Consider the following 18,866-nt stretch of genomic DNA (forward strand, 5'->3'; position numbering starts at 1 on the left):
GGCTTTATCATGGGAAAATTAGATAATAAAGTGGCAATCATTACAGGTGCATCTCAAGGAATGGGTGCCAGCCATGCAAAGCTGTTTACTAAAGAAGGCGCCAAAGTTGTTATCACCGATATTAATGAAGAGAAGGGAAATCAGTTGGCTAAAGAACTTGGCAATGGTTCGATCTTCATTAAGCAGGATGTCTCCAGTGAAGATGATTGGAAAAATGTTATCAAGACAACATTGGACACATTTGGCAAATTGGATATACTGGTTAACAATGCCGGTATCAGCTTTAATAAATCACTTGAGGATATCACAACCGATGATTATATGAAGATATTCAAGATCAATCAATTATCCGTCTTTTTGGGCACCAAGTATGCGGCCGAAGCCATGAAGAAGAACGGTTCCGGCAGTATCGTCAATATTTCCTCAATGAACGGTTTGGTTGGCGGTGCAGTTGGTTATACCGACACCAAGTTTGCTGTCCGTGGTTTTACAAAAGCTGCCGCACTTCAATTGGCCCACAGTGGGATTCGAGTAAATTCCGTTCACCCAGGTGTTATTTCAACCCCAATGATTCACCAAGGAGATAGTGAAGCGGTTATTAAGGAATTCGCCAAAGCTATTCCACTACAAAGAGTTGCTGAACCGGAAGAAGTTTCCAAAATGGTCTTATTCTTGGCATCTGATGATTCCAGTTACTCAACCGGATCAGAGTTCGTGATTGATGGTGGATTGACGGCACAATAAATTTTAAATCATCATAGTTTGAGAAAAGAAAAAAGCCTATCCTTTTCAATATGTGAAAAGGTAGGCTTTTTGTGTACACTGATCAATTTACAAACAAGTTGCTTTAACAAAAAGCAATTAAGTCGATTAAAGTGGTTTTGTGCTACTTTATCTGACTTAATTGTTTTTTAACTTAATCGCATTCTAAAAATGACCTTCAAGGTTGGTGCTGAATGCTTAAATTGTTGAATTGGTCCGCGTCTTTTAATTGAGTTATCTTCTTCGCGAAGTTCACTTTCTCTAATTGCCAAAAGCATTTTAGCTTCACCATCGCCGTTATCTGCCCGCCGTTCTAATTCTTCTTTTGCGTAATGAGCAACCATTGCTTCGGAAAAGCAATGGGGGTGAAGTCTCTGAAACAAATCGTAGTTACTGTTATCCTCCAACATAATTTCCTTTATCCCCCATATTATTTGAAATGATTCAAAGAAAAGAGTATGCCCTTTTTGAGAAGATGTCAATGGAAGATCGGTGCCTAGGTTGGTTTGGTGGTAGTTAAAATCGGGAATTTTAATTTATTTTTTCAGAAAACTTCTTGACAATGACAGCAAAAGTTTGCATACTATCAAATTGTAATGATTACGATTTAGCAAAATGGAGGAAAACAACCATGGAAAAGCAAGACTTGGCAAGTGCACGTCGATGAATGAAAAGTCCAAACATTAAAACTCGAAAGCGGGCGTTGAGAATTATTCATGAGTATAACCGGCATCAAAAGGGTATCAGATAAAGACAGGCCTATAAAATAGGGGGTGTCGGTGAAAGAAGCGCTTATTGATGGGCCGTGGCTATTTGGATAAACAAGAATTGACAGATTTAACTTATGGCAAAGTTTTTATAGGCAATAATGGTGTATTGGCAAGAATGCCGGATGATCCTGTAGATGATGACTGATTGTATTTGCATCATAATGGTGCGAATTTGACATTGTACCAAGCATCAAAAAGTGACATTAGAATTCTCATTAATACGATTGATGGTGTCACAACAGCAATATCAAACAGTAAGGCAAGGTCAGGATTTATTTATTCAATAAAATCCTTTTAACAGAAAATGCGCCTCAACTACTGGACTATTGTCTAATAGTTGAGACGCATTTTTCATATTCATTGATCCATTAAGCCAAATTCTTATTATAAACGTAATTCATCAATGAACGTGTTTCAGTAAATTCATTTTCATCGTGAAGGACAACTGTGATAATCCGGTCATGTCCAGATTTACGACCGGTACCAACGAAACAGTAACCTGCTGGATCTGTATAACCGGTCTTCAAGCCATCAACATTCAATGATTTTTGATAGTATTTTCGACCAGGCAACAAATTATTATAATTATAAAGCTTCTGACCGTCCAATGACATTGAACCAATTGAAGCATCTTTCAAGACGTCGTTATAGTCTGTGATCAAGTGACGGGCGATTTGAGCAACATCCGCTGCTGAAACCATGTTGGCGTTTGCACCACCGATGCTGTATCCGAATGGTTTCAAACTATTTTGTTCCATTCCGGATGCCGAGACAAATGAGGTGTTGGATAGATTCCAACTTTTAGCTTGAGCATTCATCATGGAAATAAACTTCTTGTTGTAGGTAGGTGTTGAACCGCCGGCAACCCATTGTCCAAGCGCAATTGCGGCGTTATTTGAAGACTCAATCAATGCGGCAAGATAGAGATCGCGAACCGTATATGAATTCTTAGTAAATTTAAAGCCGCCGAATGTGCTGTCTTTACCTAATTTCTTAAGTCCGGCATTGCTGGTATTGACCTTTGAGGTCCATGTACCGCCACCGTTACTGATCTTTTGTTGAACCAGGTAAAGGGTCATTAATTTAGAAACAGATGCAATTGGGCGAGGGGTATTGGCGTTTTTTGACCAAACCACACCATTCGTGTTCACATCCAAGGCAACAGCGCCTTTAGCGTATTTCAATCCAAATGGTGCTTTACCGGGTGTGACATAATTATGCCATACGTAGCCGGACACAGACCCGGAACCGTTCTTAACCTGATAGTAAAGCGCAGTTGAGCCACCACTCTTTTTTATAGATGCTTTTTTGGTGGCGTACCAAGTGGTATAAGGATAACCTTTTAAGGTGGCCACCTGCTTGGTGTGTGACGCATTCCAAATGGCACCTGCAGAAGATTTCTTATGATAAGGTGCCTTTGTCATTGAAGTAGTTGATACAACCTTGTATGTAGGCGTAGCAGCTTCTACTTGTGTTGATTGAGACTGAAGTCCCAACCCAATTCCAAAAGTAAGTGCTGTTGCACACGAAATCATCACAGTGCGCAACCATTTATTGATTTTCATTATATATTCTCCTCCCAGCTTCTGATTCAAATTGTACCATGCTGTGAGGAATCTGCTCAATGTTTTAATAGATTTGTAACCGATTTGTAGGCCGCGTGTTAATTAATTCTACGGATTTTAATGGTTGACATCTTTCTTCAGCTATTCACATTTGTTTTTTAAGCAGAAAGTTGAAATAAGATTATATTTATTGAAATGATTATAAAGTTGTGTATGGACAAGTTGGGGGAGTCGGTTTATAGTTTAAAGAGTAGCCATTACTATTAGTGCTCGACAATTTATTTTATCTAAAATGATCAGCCTTATTTTTAAACAAGTGGTCAATCACATCTTTCATCTGCTTTCATGGAGGATTGTTCTTTCTGTACGGTATGCGGGCTGAGTGGCAGGCTTAATAAGTTTGTCGGGTGCTTTTTATTTTTGCTCAGTAATAATCGTAATTGCACTAAAACGAGCTGGATAAAGTCACGTCTCAGCCTTCAATGTCATGAAAAAGATCCAGTTAGAAGTTGATTTTTGTCAATTTCTAACTGGATCTAACTTTAGATTATTTTGGCTGATAAGATTTGACAATCGGAATTCATTATTTAGCACTTGCAGCCATTTGAACGGCAGTATCAATATCGACGCCCTTAAGTGTATAAACACTTAAACCATCCTGCCATGTAATAGATTGGTCACGGGTGTGATCGCTTGAACTGTGAACATTCAATTCAATGGCACCGTATTTTTGAGGTGCCGGTAACATGTAGTGATCGAAGAGGTTAACCGCATGAATGGCAGTTTGCTTAGGGTTAGTATTATTGACAACACTACCGTGAACCGCAATTGACCAGCGACCTTCATGCCAGGCAATATAACGTTGACCGCCACCGGCATTCTCGTATCCGGTAATTTTACTGCTTAATTTTACTTTCGGTAAACCTTTATTTGTAGATGCTTGTGAGTAATCAACAGCGCTGGCTGCGGTACTTTCGGATGAATAGGTTTTTTTCTGGAAAGTGGCGTAGGGTGTTTCGTTTGAAACACCGCTGGCATTAAGATCCAGTGCTTGATTTCCTACGCTGTAATAGATTGTATAATCTGATTGTGTACCGTTATAGCGCATATTCAGATTGTTGCTGCCGGAACTAAGCCCATCATCGCCTGGCAGCGTGATGTTTCCAATTTTATTGATAACTTGATTATTGAGATTATTGATCCGTGAACCGGTTGTTGCTTGAGTTGATGAAGAACCTGCAGATGTTGTTGAATCGGATGATGATGACTGACTACTGGCATTCTGCATATCCGTCTTTGAGGATTTGGAAACAGTGGAACCATTATCATTGCTTCCTTTGCTTTGCTTATTGGAATTGCATCCGCTTAGCCCCCCAACGACCAATAGTAATCCAGCGGCCAAACCGATTAATTTTTTGTGACGCATAAAAGACCCTCCCTAGTTGGCATGATGACTTAATTGAATCGCTAAGTTACTTTGATCACTGGTAACTTGGTAAACACGTTTATTTGCCTGCCATCTGACAGTGTTGGCTAATTCTGATTCATTAGTGGAGTATAACACGATTGCACCGTGATTAACATTCTCACTAGGAAGTGGATATTGACTAAGTTGGCTGGCAACTTGGCTGGCAAATGTTGCGGGATTTGGACCTCCAGCAGCTTCTGAAGGCGTGACAGTTGTAATAGACCAGTTTCCTTGGTTCCAATGGGTGTAAACGTGTCCCAGAGTTCCTTGAGAGGTGGCTTGTTTACCGTCCTTCAATTTATCCTTGGTACCGTCCTGCTGACCGAAATAATTAAGAGAATCGGCAGCTGATTGGGCATCGTCATAAGTTTGCATTTCAAAGGTTGCGTGACGGTTGTTATTTGAATCATTGTAATCAAGTTTATAATCTTTGGGATTCGAATTGGTGATTGAAGCAGTCAGCTTATTCCCATCGACCGTTAAGTTTTGCGGTGCTGGGGTCTGCTGGGTTGAACTAATGCCGATATTTGCATGAAAAACGGTTTTGTTGACAGCTGCATATCCGCCAAATGTGAGAGAAGCGGTACCGGCAACTGCGATTAAAGAGTCAATTAATTTCTTTTTAAATGTCATGTCGATAAGCCTCCTTATTCATTGACATATGAGCGGTTAGCAGTGATGTATTGACCAGTCGTCGTTGTAAAGTAATAGGAGCCCGTTGATCGTTTGGTAACCGATTGGATACTGACTGAATCACCGGCAGACAATGTTTTCACGCGATTGGCTTTAGAAAAAGTCCTGGAATCGTAAAGATAGATTTTTTTGTTAACCGTGACCTGTTTGGCAGCATTTAGGGCATGATAATACTTTGGTGTCGTGACTACTGATGTGTCGGCCAACGCTGTGCTTGCGATACTGTTTCCCGTCCACCAAGAAGCAGGATGTGTGACAACTTTACTGTTATCAACGTACTTGCCCAATGCTGCCAGATAATACTTGTTGGTATATTGCCAAAGGTCGGTTGTAATCGTTGGCTTGGCAGAATAGTTGGCAATCCACTGGGCGTCGAAATTATTACGGGCGCTTCCGGCATATTGAGTCGCAAATGATTGGTATGAGTAAAAGACCAACTTCTTATTGGTCAGAGAACGCATCTCATTGTACCAAGCTAAAACGGCGGCTTTGGAAGAGCCGGATGTGACATTGTTTTGTTCATAATCGAGTACGTAAAACTTTGCACTTTTATTTGAACGATTATAGAAGTTTTTGGCTTCCGTCTTAGCACTGGCTGGACTTGTAAACATGGCGTAGTCGTATTCACCGAACGGGATACCATATTTAACATAGAGAGCAGTGTTATTAGTTGCGTATTTATCAACGTAACTGCTGCCGTATTGACGGCGGTTAATGACGAATGAAACTTGGCTTTTCAGATTTTGTGCTTGGAGACTGGTCATCTTACCCTGCCATTCCGAAACATCGGGGATGGCGGAAGATGCTGCTTTAGAATTAGTGGTAGCGGCGCCGATGATACCAATACTGACGCCGAGTGTCGCTAAACAGTAGGCAATTTTTCGTTTTATCATGTGGGTCCTCACTTTTATGTAACTTTTAATTTGTTTGAAAACAACTTCACCATATAAACTATGCCAAACCGGCACCAAGAGCAACCGGTAGACGGCCACCAATTTGTAATATTACACCTGTTAAAACGATCAGTGCGACTTTCAACTTACTTTTTATCAAAAAGATTACTATTTAATGACATCAACGATTGTCTATTAGATTGTCACCATCTAATGACGTCAAACATACGGTAAACCCATTTGGACATTGAAGAAAGTAGGCATACATTGAAGGTTATTGAACAAAAAAGAGGGTAGAAACAAAATGAGATTGAGGTTTACCCCCAAAGTGGCCGCATTTTCCTCTGCACCCGTTCGTTTTAAAGATGTTTTGTGAAATTGACAATTGGTGTCCGGTGGCTATCTTAAAATATTCCGATCGCCCTTGTTGACGACGGCTTTGATTTCTTTATCTGAAAGTAGGGAGGAGTCGCTTGGAATGGCGGCTGCCATTGCATAATCAAGTTGTTCCTGTGTGGAGAACTCATTGATAATACCATGAATAATCCAAGCTCCAAAGGCATCGCCACTCGCTACCTCGTGGTCTGTTGGTACAAGGTAGCTCGGACTTTGATAAAAATGACGATCCTGACAGAGCAAACTGATCCAACGACTCGAAGTGGTACTGATATCTCGAACGATAGTTGCAACGATCTGGAGGTCTAGGTAGTTGGCAGTCAGTCTTTCCAGAGAGCGTTTGTATTCGGTTATCCGATTAGCAAAGGGCGTGGCTTCTAATTGCTCAATTGAGAATCCAAGTGCAGGACCAAGATCCTCATCATGGGCAAAACAAATATTGACGTATGGCAGAATCTGTCGGTTAAATGCCATTGCGGTTTTCGAGGTCCAAAGCTTGCCACGAAAATTAGCATCATAAACGACTTTAATCTGATGCAGATGACAATATTGGCACTGTCAAGAACAGTTTGCGCCAGTTCATTTGACAGAGTAGGCGTAATGCCGGAAATATAAAAATAATTGATTTTCATAAATAACAACCCCCAATCATAATCGGACTTTTGAGGGGTCGCAAATGCACTAAAAGCGCGATCATAAGTCACTGAGATTAAGCGAATGCCTCTACCACGCTGTAAGAAATAAAGCCCCATGCGATCCCCACCGCGTGCAATAAGCGAGGTATCTATTTCATATCCTCTAAGTTGGTTGATAGCTATATCCGCAATGTTATTTTCGGGTAATTTGGTCACAAAAGTCACTTGGTCGCCCAATTGATTCAGCAGAACGGCAACATTAGTTTCTACACCGCCAAAATTAGTTTCCAAGTATGTTACTTGACTAAAGCGGAGAGTATCATGAGTCGTGAGTCTAAGCATAAGCTCGCCAAAAGTTGTTACCGACATAATAAGCGCTTCCGTTTAAGTTATAAACGTTTGTATCGCACTTATTTTACTATTTTTAATAGGGCTATGTGGGATTTCACAAGGATATGGCTGGAACCTATCATTAAGAAAAAATAGCCTTTAATTTTTTGGCGGTCCGAAGTTGTTTTTTAACCCATTCTTGCTGGGAATGATCGTGAGCATACTAAAAGGGCTGGACAAAATGATTTTTGCCACAGCCCGTTGTTTTGCTTCTACACAATAGTCGATTTTAATTGTTTTCCGATGACTCGGAAGTTGGTGCTTGGTGATCTTCAACGTGATCATCCTTTGCATTTTGTTCACGTGACAGCTCATTGTAATAATTTGCGAAACTCAATGACATGTAAGGCTGAACCCAGATTGCCGCAATTCCGGCAGTGACACTGACCAATAACAGCCAGCCAATAAAACTTAAACCCATGACAAAGAATTCCCATTTATGACCATCCATCATTTGACGGCTTCGGGTGATTGCGTCCGTGTAAGAAATATGTTCACCTCTGTCAATTGCATCCCGATAGATAAAGTATGATTGCGAATAAGCCAATGATTTGATAATGCCGGGAATAATCAGCAGAATTGTCCATAAAATAATAAAGATGTACTGAATAATACTAATTAACAATGTCCCCAGAAAGTAATCTCCGTTGTGGAAAATAAACAGTGACTTTTGAAGCGGGTTTTCGTATGTCAACTTTTCACGCATTGCGTCAAGACAAACAAATAACATACCAATTGTCAGAAGAGCAGCTATCCAAGTAATCAAAGCACTGACACCATCCGATGGTTCAGGATAGTCAGTGACGTTCATTCCAAAGGTGAAGCCACCAATAGCCTCTAAGATAAAAGCCGGTAAAAATAGCAAAAAATAAAATGAAAAATGAGAGTTGAGAATGCTTTTGGCATCCTCCTTTAATGCAGCTCGATTCATAATATGACCTCCTCCTAATTTTGACGATCGTCAACAAAAAAACGGTCTCTCCCTTACATAAAGGATACACCGTTTGTTAACTTTGCGTCATGATTTAACCTGGTAATTTAATTGCTTCATTGTCAGTGTTAAGTGCACCCTTGGTCACTTTTACGCTTTGAATCCATCCGTGGCCCTTAACGTAGAGAAACGAACGGATCTTTTTGGTTGCATTACTTTTGGCTTTTACGTAACGAGTCACATGGTAGCTGGTATTTGGTTTCAATTTTCCCTTTGCGGTAAAAGAGATACTTGGATTATCCGCACCGATTACAGCACGGTAAACCGTGACGGTATGATCGTTAGAGTGATAAACAGGTGACTTATCATAAAAATCAGCCGTTAGAATAGAGAATGAATATGTTTTTGCTTTAGCAGCGCTTGCCGATGTAGATGGCACTGCTGCAAAAAGGGGAAGTGCCAGAATAATAGTGGCAAAAATGATCCCGAATTTTTTCATGGGAATACCTCCAGTTTTACTTTTTTGATGGTCATGGCTTTTATTTTGGATGCGTCACCAGATAATCCAGAATTTGATTTAAAAGCAGCGCTGCATTTGGATCGAACGTTTGGGACAGTATCTGCTGGGCATTGTCTGCGTATGCTGAACCAGGGATGAAGTCAGCGTCCGCACTTGTAAGTGCCGCGAGTGTCTCCGGGGTGGATTCCAAGTGAAATTGTAAGCCAATTGCTGAGCCTAATTTAAATCCCTGATATTGCCAATAATGACTTGTAAACAATAAGTCCGCTTGTTGTGGTAACCTGAACCCTTCACCATGCCAGTGAAGGACTTGATAAGTGCCGGCAGCGTTAAAAAGTGATTGAGCCGATTGAGTAGCGGTTACCGGGCCAAAGCCAACTTCTTTTTTGGTGGGGACAATGGCTTCTCCATAGACTTTGGCGAGTTGCTGAGCACCCAGACAAATACCGAGCATTGGTTTGCCTGAATCAACGACGTCTTTAATAAGCTGACGTTCAGGTTCAATCCATGGTAAGTCATCGTTGGCGCTCATTGGACCGCCTAAAACAATTAAGAAGCTGACCTGCTCGGGTTTGGGAAGTTGGCCACCATTTTTAAATAGTTTGATGACGTTAAGTTGGTGTTGATGAGTTTTGGACCAGTTGGTCACTAAACCCGGGACTTCAAACGGTACGTGTTGGATGACTGTTATTTCCATAAACTTACCTTCTTTAAATTAAAGGTCTTTATTGACCATTTCCTCAACCAGTAACTTATAAAGTAATGATCGAATGGCCATACGCTGGTAATTCTCAGCGTTCAAGTGTTGGGACTGTGTTTTGGTTAACTCATCGTTAAAAGCGTGAATGAACTGGCCATATGCTTTATCAACCGGATCCAATTTTAATGCAATGGCGATTGCTTTTTTGATTGTATCCAGTGACAGAATTGGTTTCATTAAGCTGACAACCAGGATCTCAGCCAAATGCTGCTTGGAATAACGCTTTTTTTCCGGACGGTCAACCAGTCCCTGCTTAACGTAACTATTAATCATTGATTTAGTGATTTTGGTTTCGGTTAGTGGAACGAGGAATTGATTGACTTCGTCGATTACCTGATCCATATAGAGATTCAAACTCGGCAGCTCCGCATATAGCGGTAGTGAAAGCCTGGCAAATCGTTTTACTGTATCATCTTTAATCTTTATCAACTCCTTTAACCTAAGTACAAATATTATCGCACAGATATGAGGATTCATACAAATAGATATTGATTCTAGATAATCTTGACTCTTAGTTTATTTTATCTTATGATAATGGCAAGGAGGTGTCGAAATGGCAAGTCAATTAATTCATTTGAAACGGCAGCAGATTGTTTATGAAGTATTAAATGCTGTTACCCATGGTGTGTCGTTTATTGCTGGTATTGTTTTAACCATTCTTTTGTTGATGAGGGCATATCATGATCATTTGTCATCGGTAGCGACAATAAGCTTGATTGTTTATTGTGTCAGTGTATTAATGCTGTACTTAGCTTCAACGTTATTGCACTGTTTTGTTTTTACGAGGGTCAAGCGGGTTTTTCAAATTTTGGATCATAGCAACATATTTTTGTTGATTGCGGGCACGTACACACCTTATTGCGTCATATTTATTAATAATTTAGCCGGAAATATTTTACTGGCCGGTGTGTGGCTTTTAGCCATTTCGGGAATCGTCAGTCACGTTGTGTTTCATGGAAAATACCAAAAAACAGAAACCACAATTTACGTCGTTATGGGATGGCTGTGTCTGCTTTTAGGTAAACAGCTTTATGTTAATTTGACACCAAGTGGCTTCTGGCTGTTGGTAAGCGGGGGGATCATTTTTACTGTTGGTGCAATCATTTACAGTTTTCCACGAATCCCCGGCTTACATTTAATTTGGCATTTCTTTGTCATGGCCGGAACGTTGACAATGTTTTTATCAATCTATATGAACGTTTAATAAAGCGGTTGGCTGGGATAAATCAGTCACAGAAAATTAAAAAGAGTCAAAGTTAATTTATGAAATTAAAAAATAATGTTGACATTCAAAATGAACATGGTATTGTAATGGTAATCACAAATTAAAAAACAATAATAAATATGAAGTTACGATTAGAAAAGCAAGCAATCATTTGATATAAAGAGAATCCCGATGGTGAGAACGGATCGTCAGGGTTGCTGAAAACACATCTATGAACTGGGTAATTGAATTAGAGTAGGTTATCCCGCTAGTGAGCGTTACCACGGCTGCTGTAACTGTTCTTCATCTTGAATGGACGACTAGTTAAAAGCAGTGTAAGGTCGTTTCATCGTGAGATGGCGACGAATATGAGGTGGGACCGCGAGAAATCGTCCTCAGATATTGCAAATCAGCAATGTCTGAGGACGATTTTTTTATTTTCAAAAGTCCTAACCGTAACCGACTATTTATTGGAAACGGAGTGGCAAATATGCAAATTATTGAAGAATCTTTAGATCAGATGTTAAAGCAGGTCGCAATTCGAACAAACAAAGTCGCAAACCGTGCAGAAGTAGAAAAATCGGTACGCGACATTATCGCAAATGTTGCTCAAAATGGAGATCAAGCGGTTAAGGATTATGAAAAGAAATTTGATCGTGTTGAGCTGGATGATTTGGCTGTCAGTCAATCTGAAATTGATGATGCTTATGATAAGACAGATCAAGACGTCATCGATGCGCTGGAACTTGCCAAACGAAATATTACGTCTTTTCATAAGATGGAAATTGAAGACAGCTTTGTAGATGCCAAGCAAAAAGGGGTTATCAGAGGCGAGAAAATTGCACCGTTGGCTGCTGTAGGCGTGTACGTTCCGGGTGGGACCGCTGCTTATCCTTCTTCTATTTTGATGAATGTTATTCCAGCAAAGATTGCGGGTGTTAAGCGGGTAGTCATGGTCACACCGCCTCAAACAAACGGATTGAATAAGGCGGTCTTAGCCGCCGCTAAAATTGCGGGTGTCGATGAAATTTATACGGTTGGTGGTGCTCAGGCAATTGCCAGTTTGGCATATGGCACTGAAACCATTCCACGTGTTGATAAAATCACCGGTCCCGGTAATGCATATGTTGCAACTGCCAAGAAACAAGTTTTTGGTCAAGTTGATATTGATATGATTGCAGGTCCTTCTGAAATTGGTGTTATTGCCGGTTCCCAAGCTGTTGCCAGTCAGGTAGCAGCAGACCTATTATCGCAGGCAGAACATGATAAATTGGCTCGACCAATCTTGGTCACTGACGATAAACAATTGGCGATCAATGTGAATGCGGAAATGAACCGTCAGGTCAAACTACTTCCTCGCCAAGAAATTGCACAGGCAGCGATGGATAATGAAGGGTTTATCGCTGTTGTTAAAAACATTGATGATGCGTTCACATTAATGAATGCCGTTGCTCCGGAACATTTGGAAGTTCAACTGCCGGATGCAATCTCTTATTTGAATCAAATTCAAAATGCCGGTTCCGTATTCCTTGGTTTTTCTGCATCGGAGCCTGTAGGAGATTATGTTGCCGGTCCCAATCACATCCTGCCTACGGGCGGAACTGCAAGATTCTTCTCACCGTTAGGCGTTCAGGATTTCGTTAAAAGAACGCAATTTGTTTCATACACTCGTCCAGCTTTAAAGAAGGAAGCGGATGCAATCACAACTTTGGCAAGGGTGGAAGGCTTAGAAGCCCACGCAAGAGCAATTGAAAGCAGATTTAAGTAAGTGTGCGGATCTAAGCGGTTAACACCCGGAGTATAAGACGTCGATTTGGGAAATCCTGGGTTTGGATTTTTCAAATCGATCTCTTATAAGGAGTGGTGTTGCTAAGAGAAGCAGATTTAAGTAAGTGTGCGGATCTAAGCGGTTAGCATTCTGAATTGCAGTCAAGAATTTATGCTGGACTGATACTAACTATACTATAGAAGAAAAGAGTCAAGACGTCTCAAACGATTGCCGATTTTTAAATGGCAATCGTTTTTTTGTAGTCTGATGGTAATATTAATGCAACATTTCGAAAAAACTAATTGACTAGTTAATTATCAGTATTGGTTAGTCCACTATTGCAATAACGTTGACAAGGTTATTACAAGTTGTTTAGTTTGTAAAACAATTGTAGTCCGATGGTTAAATTGAATTGTCAAATGGCATGTTATACTTTTAAGCAACGGAGGTGTATATCGATCAATGAAAAAAATACAACTTATTTTGGCTACTTTACTGGTTGTTTTGGGTATTGAAGGAGCAACTAATAACATTCAAGCACATGCAAGTTCTTCAACGACAACACCGAAGTCGCTTCGTGGAACCTGGTACAAATATACGGGTGATGGTAAATTTAGTACGATCAGGATCACAACGCACAGCCTCACATATAACGGTAGCGTTTACTCGCCTTCTAAAAGTGGGGCACATAAACTCAAAGTTAGTAAGTGGGGGTCTTGGTATTCATTTAATAAAGGATCCTCATCATCAAATCTCGGTCAGTTTAAAACTGAAAAAAGACTAATTAAGGGATCTTATAAAAAGTCTTTGGTTCGCTATCACGGTATTGGCACTTATTATGTTTTCACGCATCATAAATATAACCAGGATTATTCATTTAAAATATTGGATTAATGTTCAGAATAAAGTATTTGGCAATGGATAATTGCAATTAAACTAACTGCTAACAGGACAATGGAACTTTTTGTGAAGCTTTGATTAGCGTTTGGGTGAAATATTCTTTATAATATAAATAAGAACGTTTGTGAAGGATTTAATTTGAACTCATTTAATGAATTGCCATTATTGCAGATGGTGGTTTTATGGCGCTAATCAGGGGGTAATCACATGAAAAAGACACTATTGACTGTCTGCTTGATGGGCCTGCTAACAATAGGGATGGCGGGTTGTTCATCAAACTCAAGCAATTCATCTTCAAGCAGTAGTAGTTCCAAGGCACAAGAGTCTCAGTCTCAGGTTCAATCTTCAAGTGCGGTGACGAGTTCATCGGAGACAAGTGCCACTTACGCTTTTAAAGGGCAAAAAGCCATTCGGATTCGATACGAGAATGTTCATTATACGACACGTTTAGATAATGATTATCAAGAGGAAAGACTCTATCAAAAGGTTCCCGGCTCCACTACTAATAATCGGGTTTATCATTGGGATAGTTTAAATGTTAGTGATCGCCAGGATGTTTATGTTGATAAAAAGGCCATTGCAACGTTCAAAGACGATGACAATGCAGATGAATACGACCATGAAGATTTCTATCGAATTTCGTTTGGCAGGAATGCTCATCAAAAATATTGGGCAAGTGATGATGTGATTGAAAATGAGGCCAATGAAGGCTATGATGACTAATTGAATCAAAAGCCTTGCAATTTATCTGGAATCATTGTATTATTTGAACAATCAAAAAAGGAGGTGATGCTTTTTGACTAGTGGAATATCTCAGAAGGCATCAGCTGTGGAGAACGACTTAAAATAGTTGATGTTTAAGAGAAAGAACCGGCGAAATTAAAAAATCGTCGGTTTTTTTGTGTCTAAAATTAAAAACGTTCTTAATCATTCTTTTGGAGTATATCTATAGACGCTTTTGGATAAAGCTTGTAATATGGTAAAGTCTGTGAAATCTGTAGATCAAAAAAGAATGAAAAGGAAGTGAAAATACAATGAAGCAGTTCAAATTACAAAGTTTTGTTCTGGTATTAATTGCATTTACGTTGGGATTCAGTGAATTCTTAATTGTGGGGATTTTGGATGATCTTTCAGAACAATTTAACGTATCGGTTGCAACCGTTGGTTATCTGGTTACGATTTTTGCAATGGTTTATGCGGTTAGTACCCCGTTTATCACATTGCTAATTGGTAAATATAACTTATTCTGGAGCCTTTTAGCCTTAATGGGTATCTTTAGCATTGGCAATATACTTAGTTTTGTTGCGCAAAATTTTATTTTTCTTGTCATTTCGCGAATTATAACAGCACTCGTTTCTGGTGTGGCAATCTCAATTGCTTTATCATTTGTTGGTTACATTGCTCCGATGGAGAAAAGAGGCTGGTTGCTGTCATGGGTATTTTCCGGCTTCAGTATCGCATCAGTACTTGGCGTCCCCTTGGGAACTTGGATTTCAACAAATTTTGGCTGGCGGATTTCGTTTTTAACAATTATCGGCATTGCTGTGATAACAATGGGCTTAATCTTTGGTTCGTTACCACGTGATTTTAAGCAGAAGGAAAGTAGTATTGGTGGTCAACTTGCTTTGCTGAAAGATCATCGAATTCAAATCGGCATGTTTTTGCCGATGTTTAATTTAGCAGCCATTTATGTATTTTACACATACTTACGGCCGATTATCACAACGCAGTTGCATTTTTCGACAAGCATGCTGACGATTCTTTTGTTTGCCTTTGGGATTGCAAACATTGTCGGAAATCAGGCGAGTGGTAAATTGACGGAAGGCCCCGGCCTAAGCGCAATGCCCAAGGTTTATGTCGCTCAATTTATTTTAATGGTTGTCATGCCGCTTTCCTTCCATTATAGTTGGTTTGGTGCAATTCTTTTGATGATGTTGATTGTCAGTATGCCACTTTTAAACTCTCCAATCCAAATTCAATTTTTGCAGGTTGCTGAAAAAAATTATCCGCAATCAATTGTTTTAGCTTCTTCACTAAATTCGATTTTTTCAAACTTTGGCATTGCGCTGGGTTCGGCAACAGGTGGCATAATGGTCAGTAACTTTGGTATGAGTTCGGTTGGCCCGGGTGGTGCAGGATATACGTTGGTCACGTTTATACTAGTTGTATGGCTTAATCATCTGAATCGGAAGTTTGCCCCACAAAGTTTATAAACTGAAAGTGGGGATGAGTCATGAATGGCTTTCTCGGAGAATTATTTGGAACCTTTGTTTTAATTGTGTTGGGAGCAGGGACAGGTGCTGGTGTAAATTTAAATAAAACCTATGGGCATGGATCCAATTGGACATTCATCAGTTTAGCGTGGGGAATGGCTGTTACAATGGGGGTCTATGTGGCAGCATCGTTTGGCTCTTTAGGGCACTTGAATCCCGCGGTGACAATACCGTATGCACTTTTTGGATTGTTTCCTTGGAATCAGGTACTTCCTTATTTGTTAGGACAGTTTTGCGGTGCGTTCTTAGGTGCAGCAGTTATCATTGTGATGTTTGCGCCACATTTTAAACAAACCAAATCCGATCAAGGAAATACTGTTGGTATCTTTGCGACAAGGCCGGCAATTAAGGCGCCATTGGCCAATTTCATTTCTGAGGTAGTTGCAACTTTTGTTTTTGTATTTGCGCTTTTAAACTTGGGAAATTTTTCTCAAGGATTGAAACCGTTGGTTGTCGGACTGCTCATTATGGTCGTCGGTATGGGGCTTGGCACAACGACCGGATTCGCATTGAATCCGGCTCGTGATTGGGGACCCAGGTTTGCTTATACGATTATGCCGGTACCAAACAAAGGCAGTGCCGAGTGGCGATATTCTTGGGTGCCGATGTTTGGTCCTTTAGTTGGCGGAATTATTGCGGCATTCATTCAAACGACCCTTCACTGATGAGTGTCAGGTTGACAAGTATCGTGTGAAAAAATATACTCAGCAATAACATATTAAATAAGGCGAAGGAGCTTTTGATGGATAGACCACAGCTTAAACTTGAAATGAGACGGATGTTAAACAGTCATTTTCCGTTTTTTATATTATTATTTTTACCTGTATTAGTCATTGAATTTGGACTTAATCTTGCCCAATATTTACCATGGAGCCATGGCAGTTCCTATTTGAACATCGGCAATTATTGGAATGCACCCAGCATTTATGATTCCAGATTTAATTTTGATTATACTGATCCAAAAGCAATAACTGCATTCTTGGGCTTGCTTCTTTTACTGGCAATTATTAGCAGTTTGCTATTAACCGGTATTCAGTTTGCAAGTATCGACCTTATTCGTAATAAAACGACCTTTGATCAACCAGTCAATAAGTCATTTACTATTTTCAATAATGGTGATTATTTTATTGGTACGATTATGATTGGACTTATAACGAGTATTCTAACCTTTCTTTGGTCACTGCTGTTGTTTATTCCCGGAATTATTAAAGGGTATGCTTATTCACAAGCAATCTTTATTTACCGGGATGCACTTGACAAAGGTGAAAAGATTGGCTACCTTGAGGCAATTACGAAAAGCCGGGAGTTAATGGACGGCAATAAGATGGATTTCTTTGTTCTTTACTTGAGCTTCCTTGGATGGTTCATTCTCTCGAACTTTACATTAAACATTTTGGATTTATGGGTAGTTCCTTACTATAATTTGGCAGTTGCTAATTTTTACGTTAAGATTCACGATGATCAAAGCGAGCCATTACAGACCATTTTGGCTGATTTTAATCAGCCACATCATTCGGAAGATGATCACTCTTCATCCAATGATCAGAAATAATCGTGATCAGAACTTAGAAAACGGATGCTTTCCTCAACAATGTTGGGGGGAGCATCCGTTTTTGATTGGTTCATCATTTTAGCATCAGTCGCCAAGTGCCTGTTTTAAATCCTCAGCTAAGTCTTCCGGGTTTTCAAGGCCAACAGATAAACGCAACAATTCATCCGTAATGCCCAGCTTAAGTCGATCGGCTTTGGCCATGTCTCGATGTGTTTGCAGCGAAGGAATCGTGAGAAGCGATTCAACACCGCCTAAACTTTCGGCAAATGAAATGATATTTAACCGTTTGAACAGTCGATCAACCTGGTTACGGTTTTGAACGTAAAAGCTGATCATGCCACCTTGCCCAGGATAGAGTACTTTTTCAACTTGCGGCAATTTAGCCAAACTGGCAGCAACATATGTTGCATTTGATGTGTGTCGTTGCATTCTAACCGAAAGGGTTTTAAGGCTTCGAAGCAGTAGCCAGGAATCAAAAGGATCTAACGTGACGCCGGTTGTATTGAAATTAAATTCCAGTGTTTCACCGATTTCTTTTGATTTGGCGATAACGGCCCCTGCCAGCATGTCGTTATGACCTGAAAGGTATTTGGTGGCACTATGAACGACAATATCGGCGCCTTCACGAATTGGTTGTTGGTAAATGGGTGTCAAAAAGGTATTATCCACACAGACTAGAATGTTTGAGTCGCTATTATGAGCGATATCTGTAACTTTTTGAATATTAATGACTTTCATGGTTGGATTTGACGGTGTTTCGATCCAAACGGCTTTTGTGTGAGGCGTGATTAGGCTAGCCAAGGTATCGTAACTCTTTCCATCCCACTTATTGAATTTAATACCATAGTGCTCGGTCAGGTAGTTAAAATAACGAAATGAGCCACCGTATAAATCATCTGAGGTGATAATTTCATCTCCAGAGTTAAAGAGTGAAAAGACCAGCTGAATGGCAGCCATACCCGAACTCACAGCGAAGGCCTTTGCGCCGTTTTCAAGTTTAGCCAGGGTATCCTGCAATACTTTTCTGGTAGGTGTTGAAAGACGGGAATATGAATATTGCTTTTCCGGGTCAAAGTTCTCAACATCTTCCAAGTCCCGGTGACGAAAATTGGACGATAGATAGATCGGTGTTGAAATCGAATGGAACTGGTCGTGGTTATCCCGGTTTCCTGCTTGTGCTAATAGTGTGTCAATATCAAAATGTTTCTTCTTAGTCATGTCAAAGAATCCTCCAAAAAATAGTTTATAAAGCAAAAACCGCCACTCGGAAAACGAAAAATCATTTTCAGGGTGACGGTTTATTCACGATACCACCTGATTTTACCACCATTTCACAATGTTGGACTCAGTGAGTGTTTAGTCGGGCTTACTGCACAATCATTGTTC

Annotated in this window: 20 protein-coding genes and 1 pseudogene; 9 read left to right on the plus strand and 12 right to left on the minus strand. The window is 40.1% G+C overall.

Going from position 1 to position 18,866, the window contains the following annotated elements; genetic code table 11:
* Positions 1-9 precede the first annotated feature (9 nt).
* On the plus strand, positions 10-744 hold the full coding sequence (locus tag HMPREF0519_RS10465) for a glucose 1-dehydrogenase (protein ID WP_035462326.1): 735 nt from the start codon (positions 10-12) through the stop codon (positions 742-744).
* A gap of 167 nt (positions 745-911) precedes the next feature.
* Here HMPREF0519_RS10465 and HMPREF0519_RS10470 read toward each other — a convergent pair whose 3' ends face one another.
* Positions 912-1,172 (minus strand): hypothetical protein, encoded by a 261-nt coding sequence (locus HMPREF0519_RS10470; RefSeq protein WP_225429153.1) that lies wholly within the window; start codon positions 1,170-1,172, stop codon positions 912-914.
* 221 nt (positions 1,173-1,393) lie between these two features.
* On the opposite strand from HMPREF0519_RS10470, the pseudogene HMPREF0519_RS13940 reads away from it, so the two are divergent.
* A pseudogene (locus HMPREF0519_RS13940) lies at positions 1,394-1,513 on the plus strand (putative metal homeostasis protein).
* A gap of 387 nt (positions 1,514-1,900) precedes the next feature.
* Here the strand turns inward: HMPREF0519_RS13940 and HMPREF0519_RS10475 are convergent.
* The 10 genes from HMPREF0519_RS10475 to HMPREF0519_RS10515 form a co-directional block, all read right to left on the minus strand.
* The gene (locus tag HMPREF0519_RS10475; protein ID WP_035444424.1) at positions 1,901-3,097 is read right to left on the minus strand and encodes a D-alanyl-D-alanine carboxypeptidase family protein; all 1,197 of its coding nucleotides are present in this window, start codon (positions 3,095-3,097) and stop codon (positions 1,901-1,903) included.
* 583 nt (positions 3,098-3,680) lie between these two features.
* On the minus strand, positions 3,681-4,523 hold the full coding sequence (locus HMPREF0519_RS10480; RefSeq protein WP_003636066.1) for a hypothetical protein: 843 nt from the start codon (positions 4,521-4,523) through the stop codon (positions 3,681-3,683).
* Positions 4,524-4,535: 12 nt separating this feature from the next.
* Complete coding sequence (locus HMPREF0519_RS10485) at positions 4,536-5,198, minus strand: hypothetical protein (protein ID WP_003636067.1); 663 nt, start codon at positions 5,196-5,198, stop codon at positions 4,536-4,538.
* Between the two features lie 14 nt (positions 5,199-5,212).
* Positions 5,213-6,151 carry a GH25 family lysozyme gene (locus tag HMPREF0519_RS10490; protein WP_225429154.1) on the minus strand — a complete coding sequence of 313 codons (939 nt, stop codon included), beginning with the start codon at positions 6,149-6,151 and terminating at the stop codon, positions 5,213-5,215.
* A 399-nt stretch (positions 6,152-6,550) separates the two neighbouring features.
* Positions 6,551-7,021, minus strand: coding sequence for a carbohydrate kinase family protein (locus HMPREF0519_RS14460; protein WP_225429155.1), 471 nt, complete (start codon positions 7,019-7,021; stop codon positions 6,551-6,553).
* Positions 6,925-7,551 (minus strand): PfkB family carbohydrate kinase, encoded by a 627-nt coding sequence (locus tag HMPREF0519_RS14465; RefSeq protein ID WP_003636072.1) that lies wholly within the window; start codon positions 7,549-7,551, stop codon positions 6,925-6,927. Before HMPREF0519_RS14465 ends, HMPREF0519_RS14460 begins: the two co-directional genes overlap by 97 nt.
* 250 nt (positions 7,552-7,801) lie before the next feature.
* Positions 7,802-8,503 carry a DUF975 family protein gene (locus HMPREF0519_RS10500; RefSeq protein ID WP_003558381.1) on the minus strand — a complete coding sequence of 234 codons (702 nt, stop codon included), beginning with the start codon at positions 8,501-8,503 and terminating at the stop codon, positions 7,802-7,804.
* 94 nt (positions 8,504-8,597) lie between these two features.
* Complete coding sequence (locus HMPREF0519_RS10505; protein WP_003636074.1) at positions 8,598-9,002, minus strand: hypothetical protein; 405 nt, start codon at positions 9,000-9,002, stop codon at positions 8,598-8,600.
* A gap of 40 nt (positions 9,003-9,042) precedes the next feature.
* Positions 9,043-9,720 carry a type 1 glutamine amidotransferase gene (locus tag HMPREF0519_RS10510; RefSeq protein WP_003558385.1) on the minus strand — a complete coding sequence of 226 codons (678 nt, stop codon included), beginning with the start codon at positions 9,718-9,720 and terminating at the stop codon, positions 9,043-9,045.
* Positions 9,721-9,738: 18 nt separating this feature from the next.
* Entirely contained in the window at positions 9,739-10,260 is a 522-nt protein-coding gene (locus tag HMPREF0519_RS10515) for a DUF1836 domain-containing protein (RefSeq protein WP_003636076.1), read from the minus strand.
* 76 nt (positions 10,261-10,336) lie between these two features.
* Between HMPREF0519_RS10515 and trhA the strand changes: the two genes are divergently transcribed.
* From trhA to HMPREF0519_RS10550, 7 genes are all read left to right on the plus strand, one after another.
* Positions 10,337-10,987, plus strand: a complete 651-nt coding sequence (gene trhA / locus HMPREF0519_RS10520) for a PAQR family membrane homeostasis protein TrhA (RefSeq protein ID WP_003636078.1) — start codon at positions 10,337-10,339, stop codon at positions 10,985-10,987.
* A gap of 490 nt (positions 10,988-11,477) precedes the next feature.
* Positions 11,478-12,755, plus strand: a complete 1,278-nt coding sequence (gene hisD / locus HMPREF0519_RS10525; protein ID WP_040472798.1) for a histidinol dehydrogenase — start codon at positions 11,478-11,480, stop codon at positions 12,753-12,755.
* Positions 12,756-13,217: 462 nt separating this feature from the next.
* Positions 13,218-13,649, plus strand: a complete 432-nt coding sequence (locus tag HMPREF0519_RS10530) for a hypothetical protein (RefSeq protein ID WP_003636081.1) — start codon at positions 13,218-13,220, stop codon at positions 13,647-13,649.
* Between the two features lie 213 nt (positions 13,650-13,862).
* A complete protein-coding gene (locus tag HMPREF0519_RS10535) occupies positions 13,863-14,378 on the plus strand; it encodes a hypothetical protein (protein ID WP_225429156.1) in 516 nt (171 codons plus the stop codon).
* Positions 14,379-14,689: 311 nt separating this feature from the next.
* Complete coding sequence (locus HMPREF0519_RS10540; RefSeq protein WP_003636086.1) at positions 14,690-15,868, plus strand: MFS transporter; 1,179 nt, start codon at positions 14,690-14,692, stop codon at positions 15,866-15,868.
* 20 nt (positions 15,869-15,888) lie between these two features.
* Positions 15,889-16,593, plus strand: a complete 705-nt coding sequence (locus tag HMPREF0519_RS10545) for an MIP/aquaporin family protein (RefSeq protein WP_003558400.1) — start codon at positions 15,889-15,891, stop codon at positions 16,591-16,593.
* A gap of 77 nt (positions 16,594-16,670) precedes the next feature.
* Positions 16,671-17,480 (plus strand): DUF975 family protein, encoded by an 810-nt coding sequence (locus tag HMPREF0519_RS10550; protein WP_003636088.1) that lies wholly within the window; start codon positions 16,671-16,673, stop codon positions 17,478-17,480.
* Between the two features lie 84 nt (positions 17,481-17,564).
* Here the strand turns inward: HMPREF0519_RS10550 and HMPREF0519_RS10555 are convergent, their stop codons facing one another.
* The gene (locus HMPREF0519_RS10555) at positions 17,565-18,698 is read right to left on the minus strand and encodes a trans-sulfuration enzyme family protein (RefSeq protein WP_003558404.1); all 1,134 of its coding nucleotides are present in this window, start codon (positions 18,696-18,698) and stop codon (positions 17,565-17,567) included.
* Positions 18,699-18,866 lie beyond the last annotated feature (168 nt).

This window comes from Lentilactobacillus hilgardii DSM 20176 = ATCC 8290 (genome assembly GCF_000159315.1).
In the GTDB taxonomy this organism is placed as follows: Bacteria; Bacillota; Bacilli; order Lactobacillales; family Lactobacillaceae; genus Lentilactobacillus; species Lentilactobacillus hilgardii.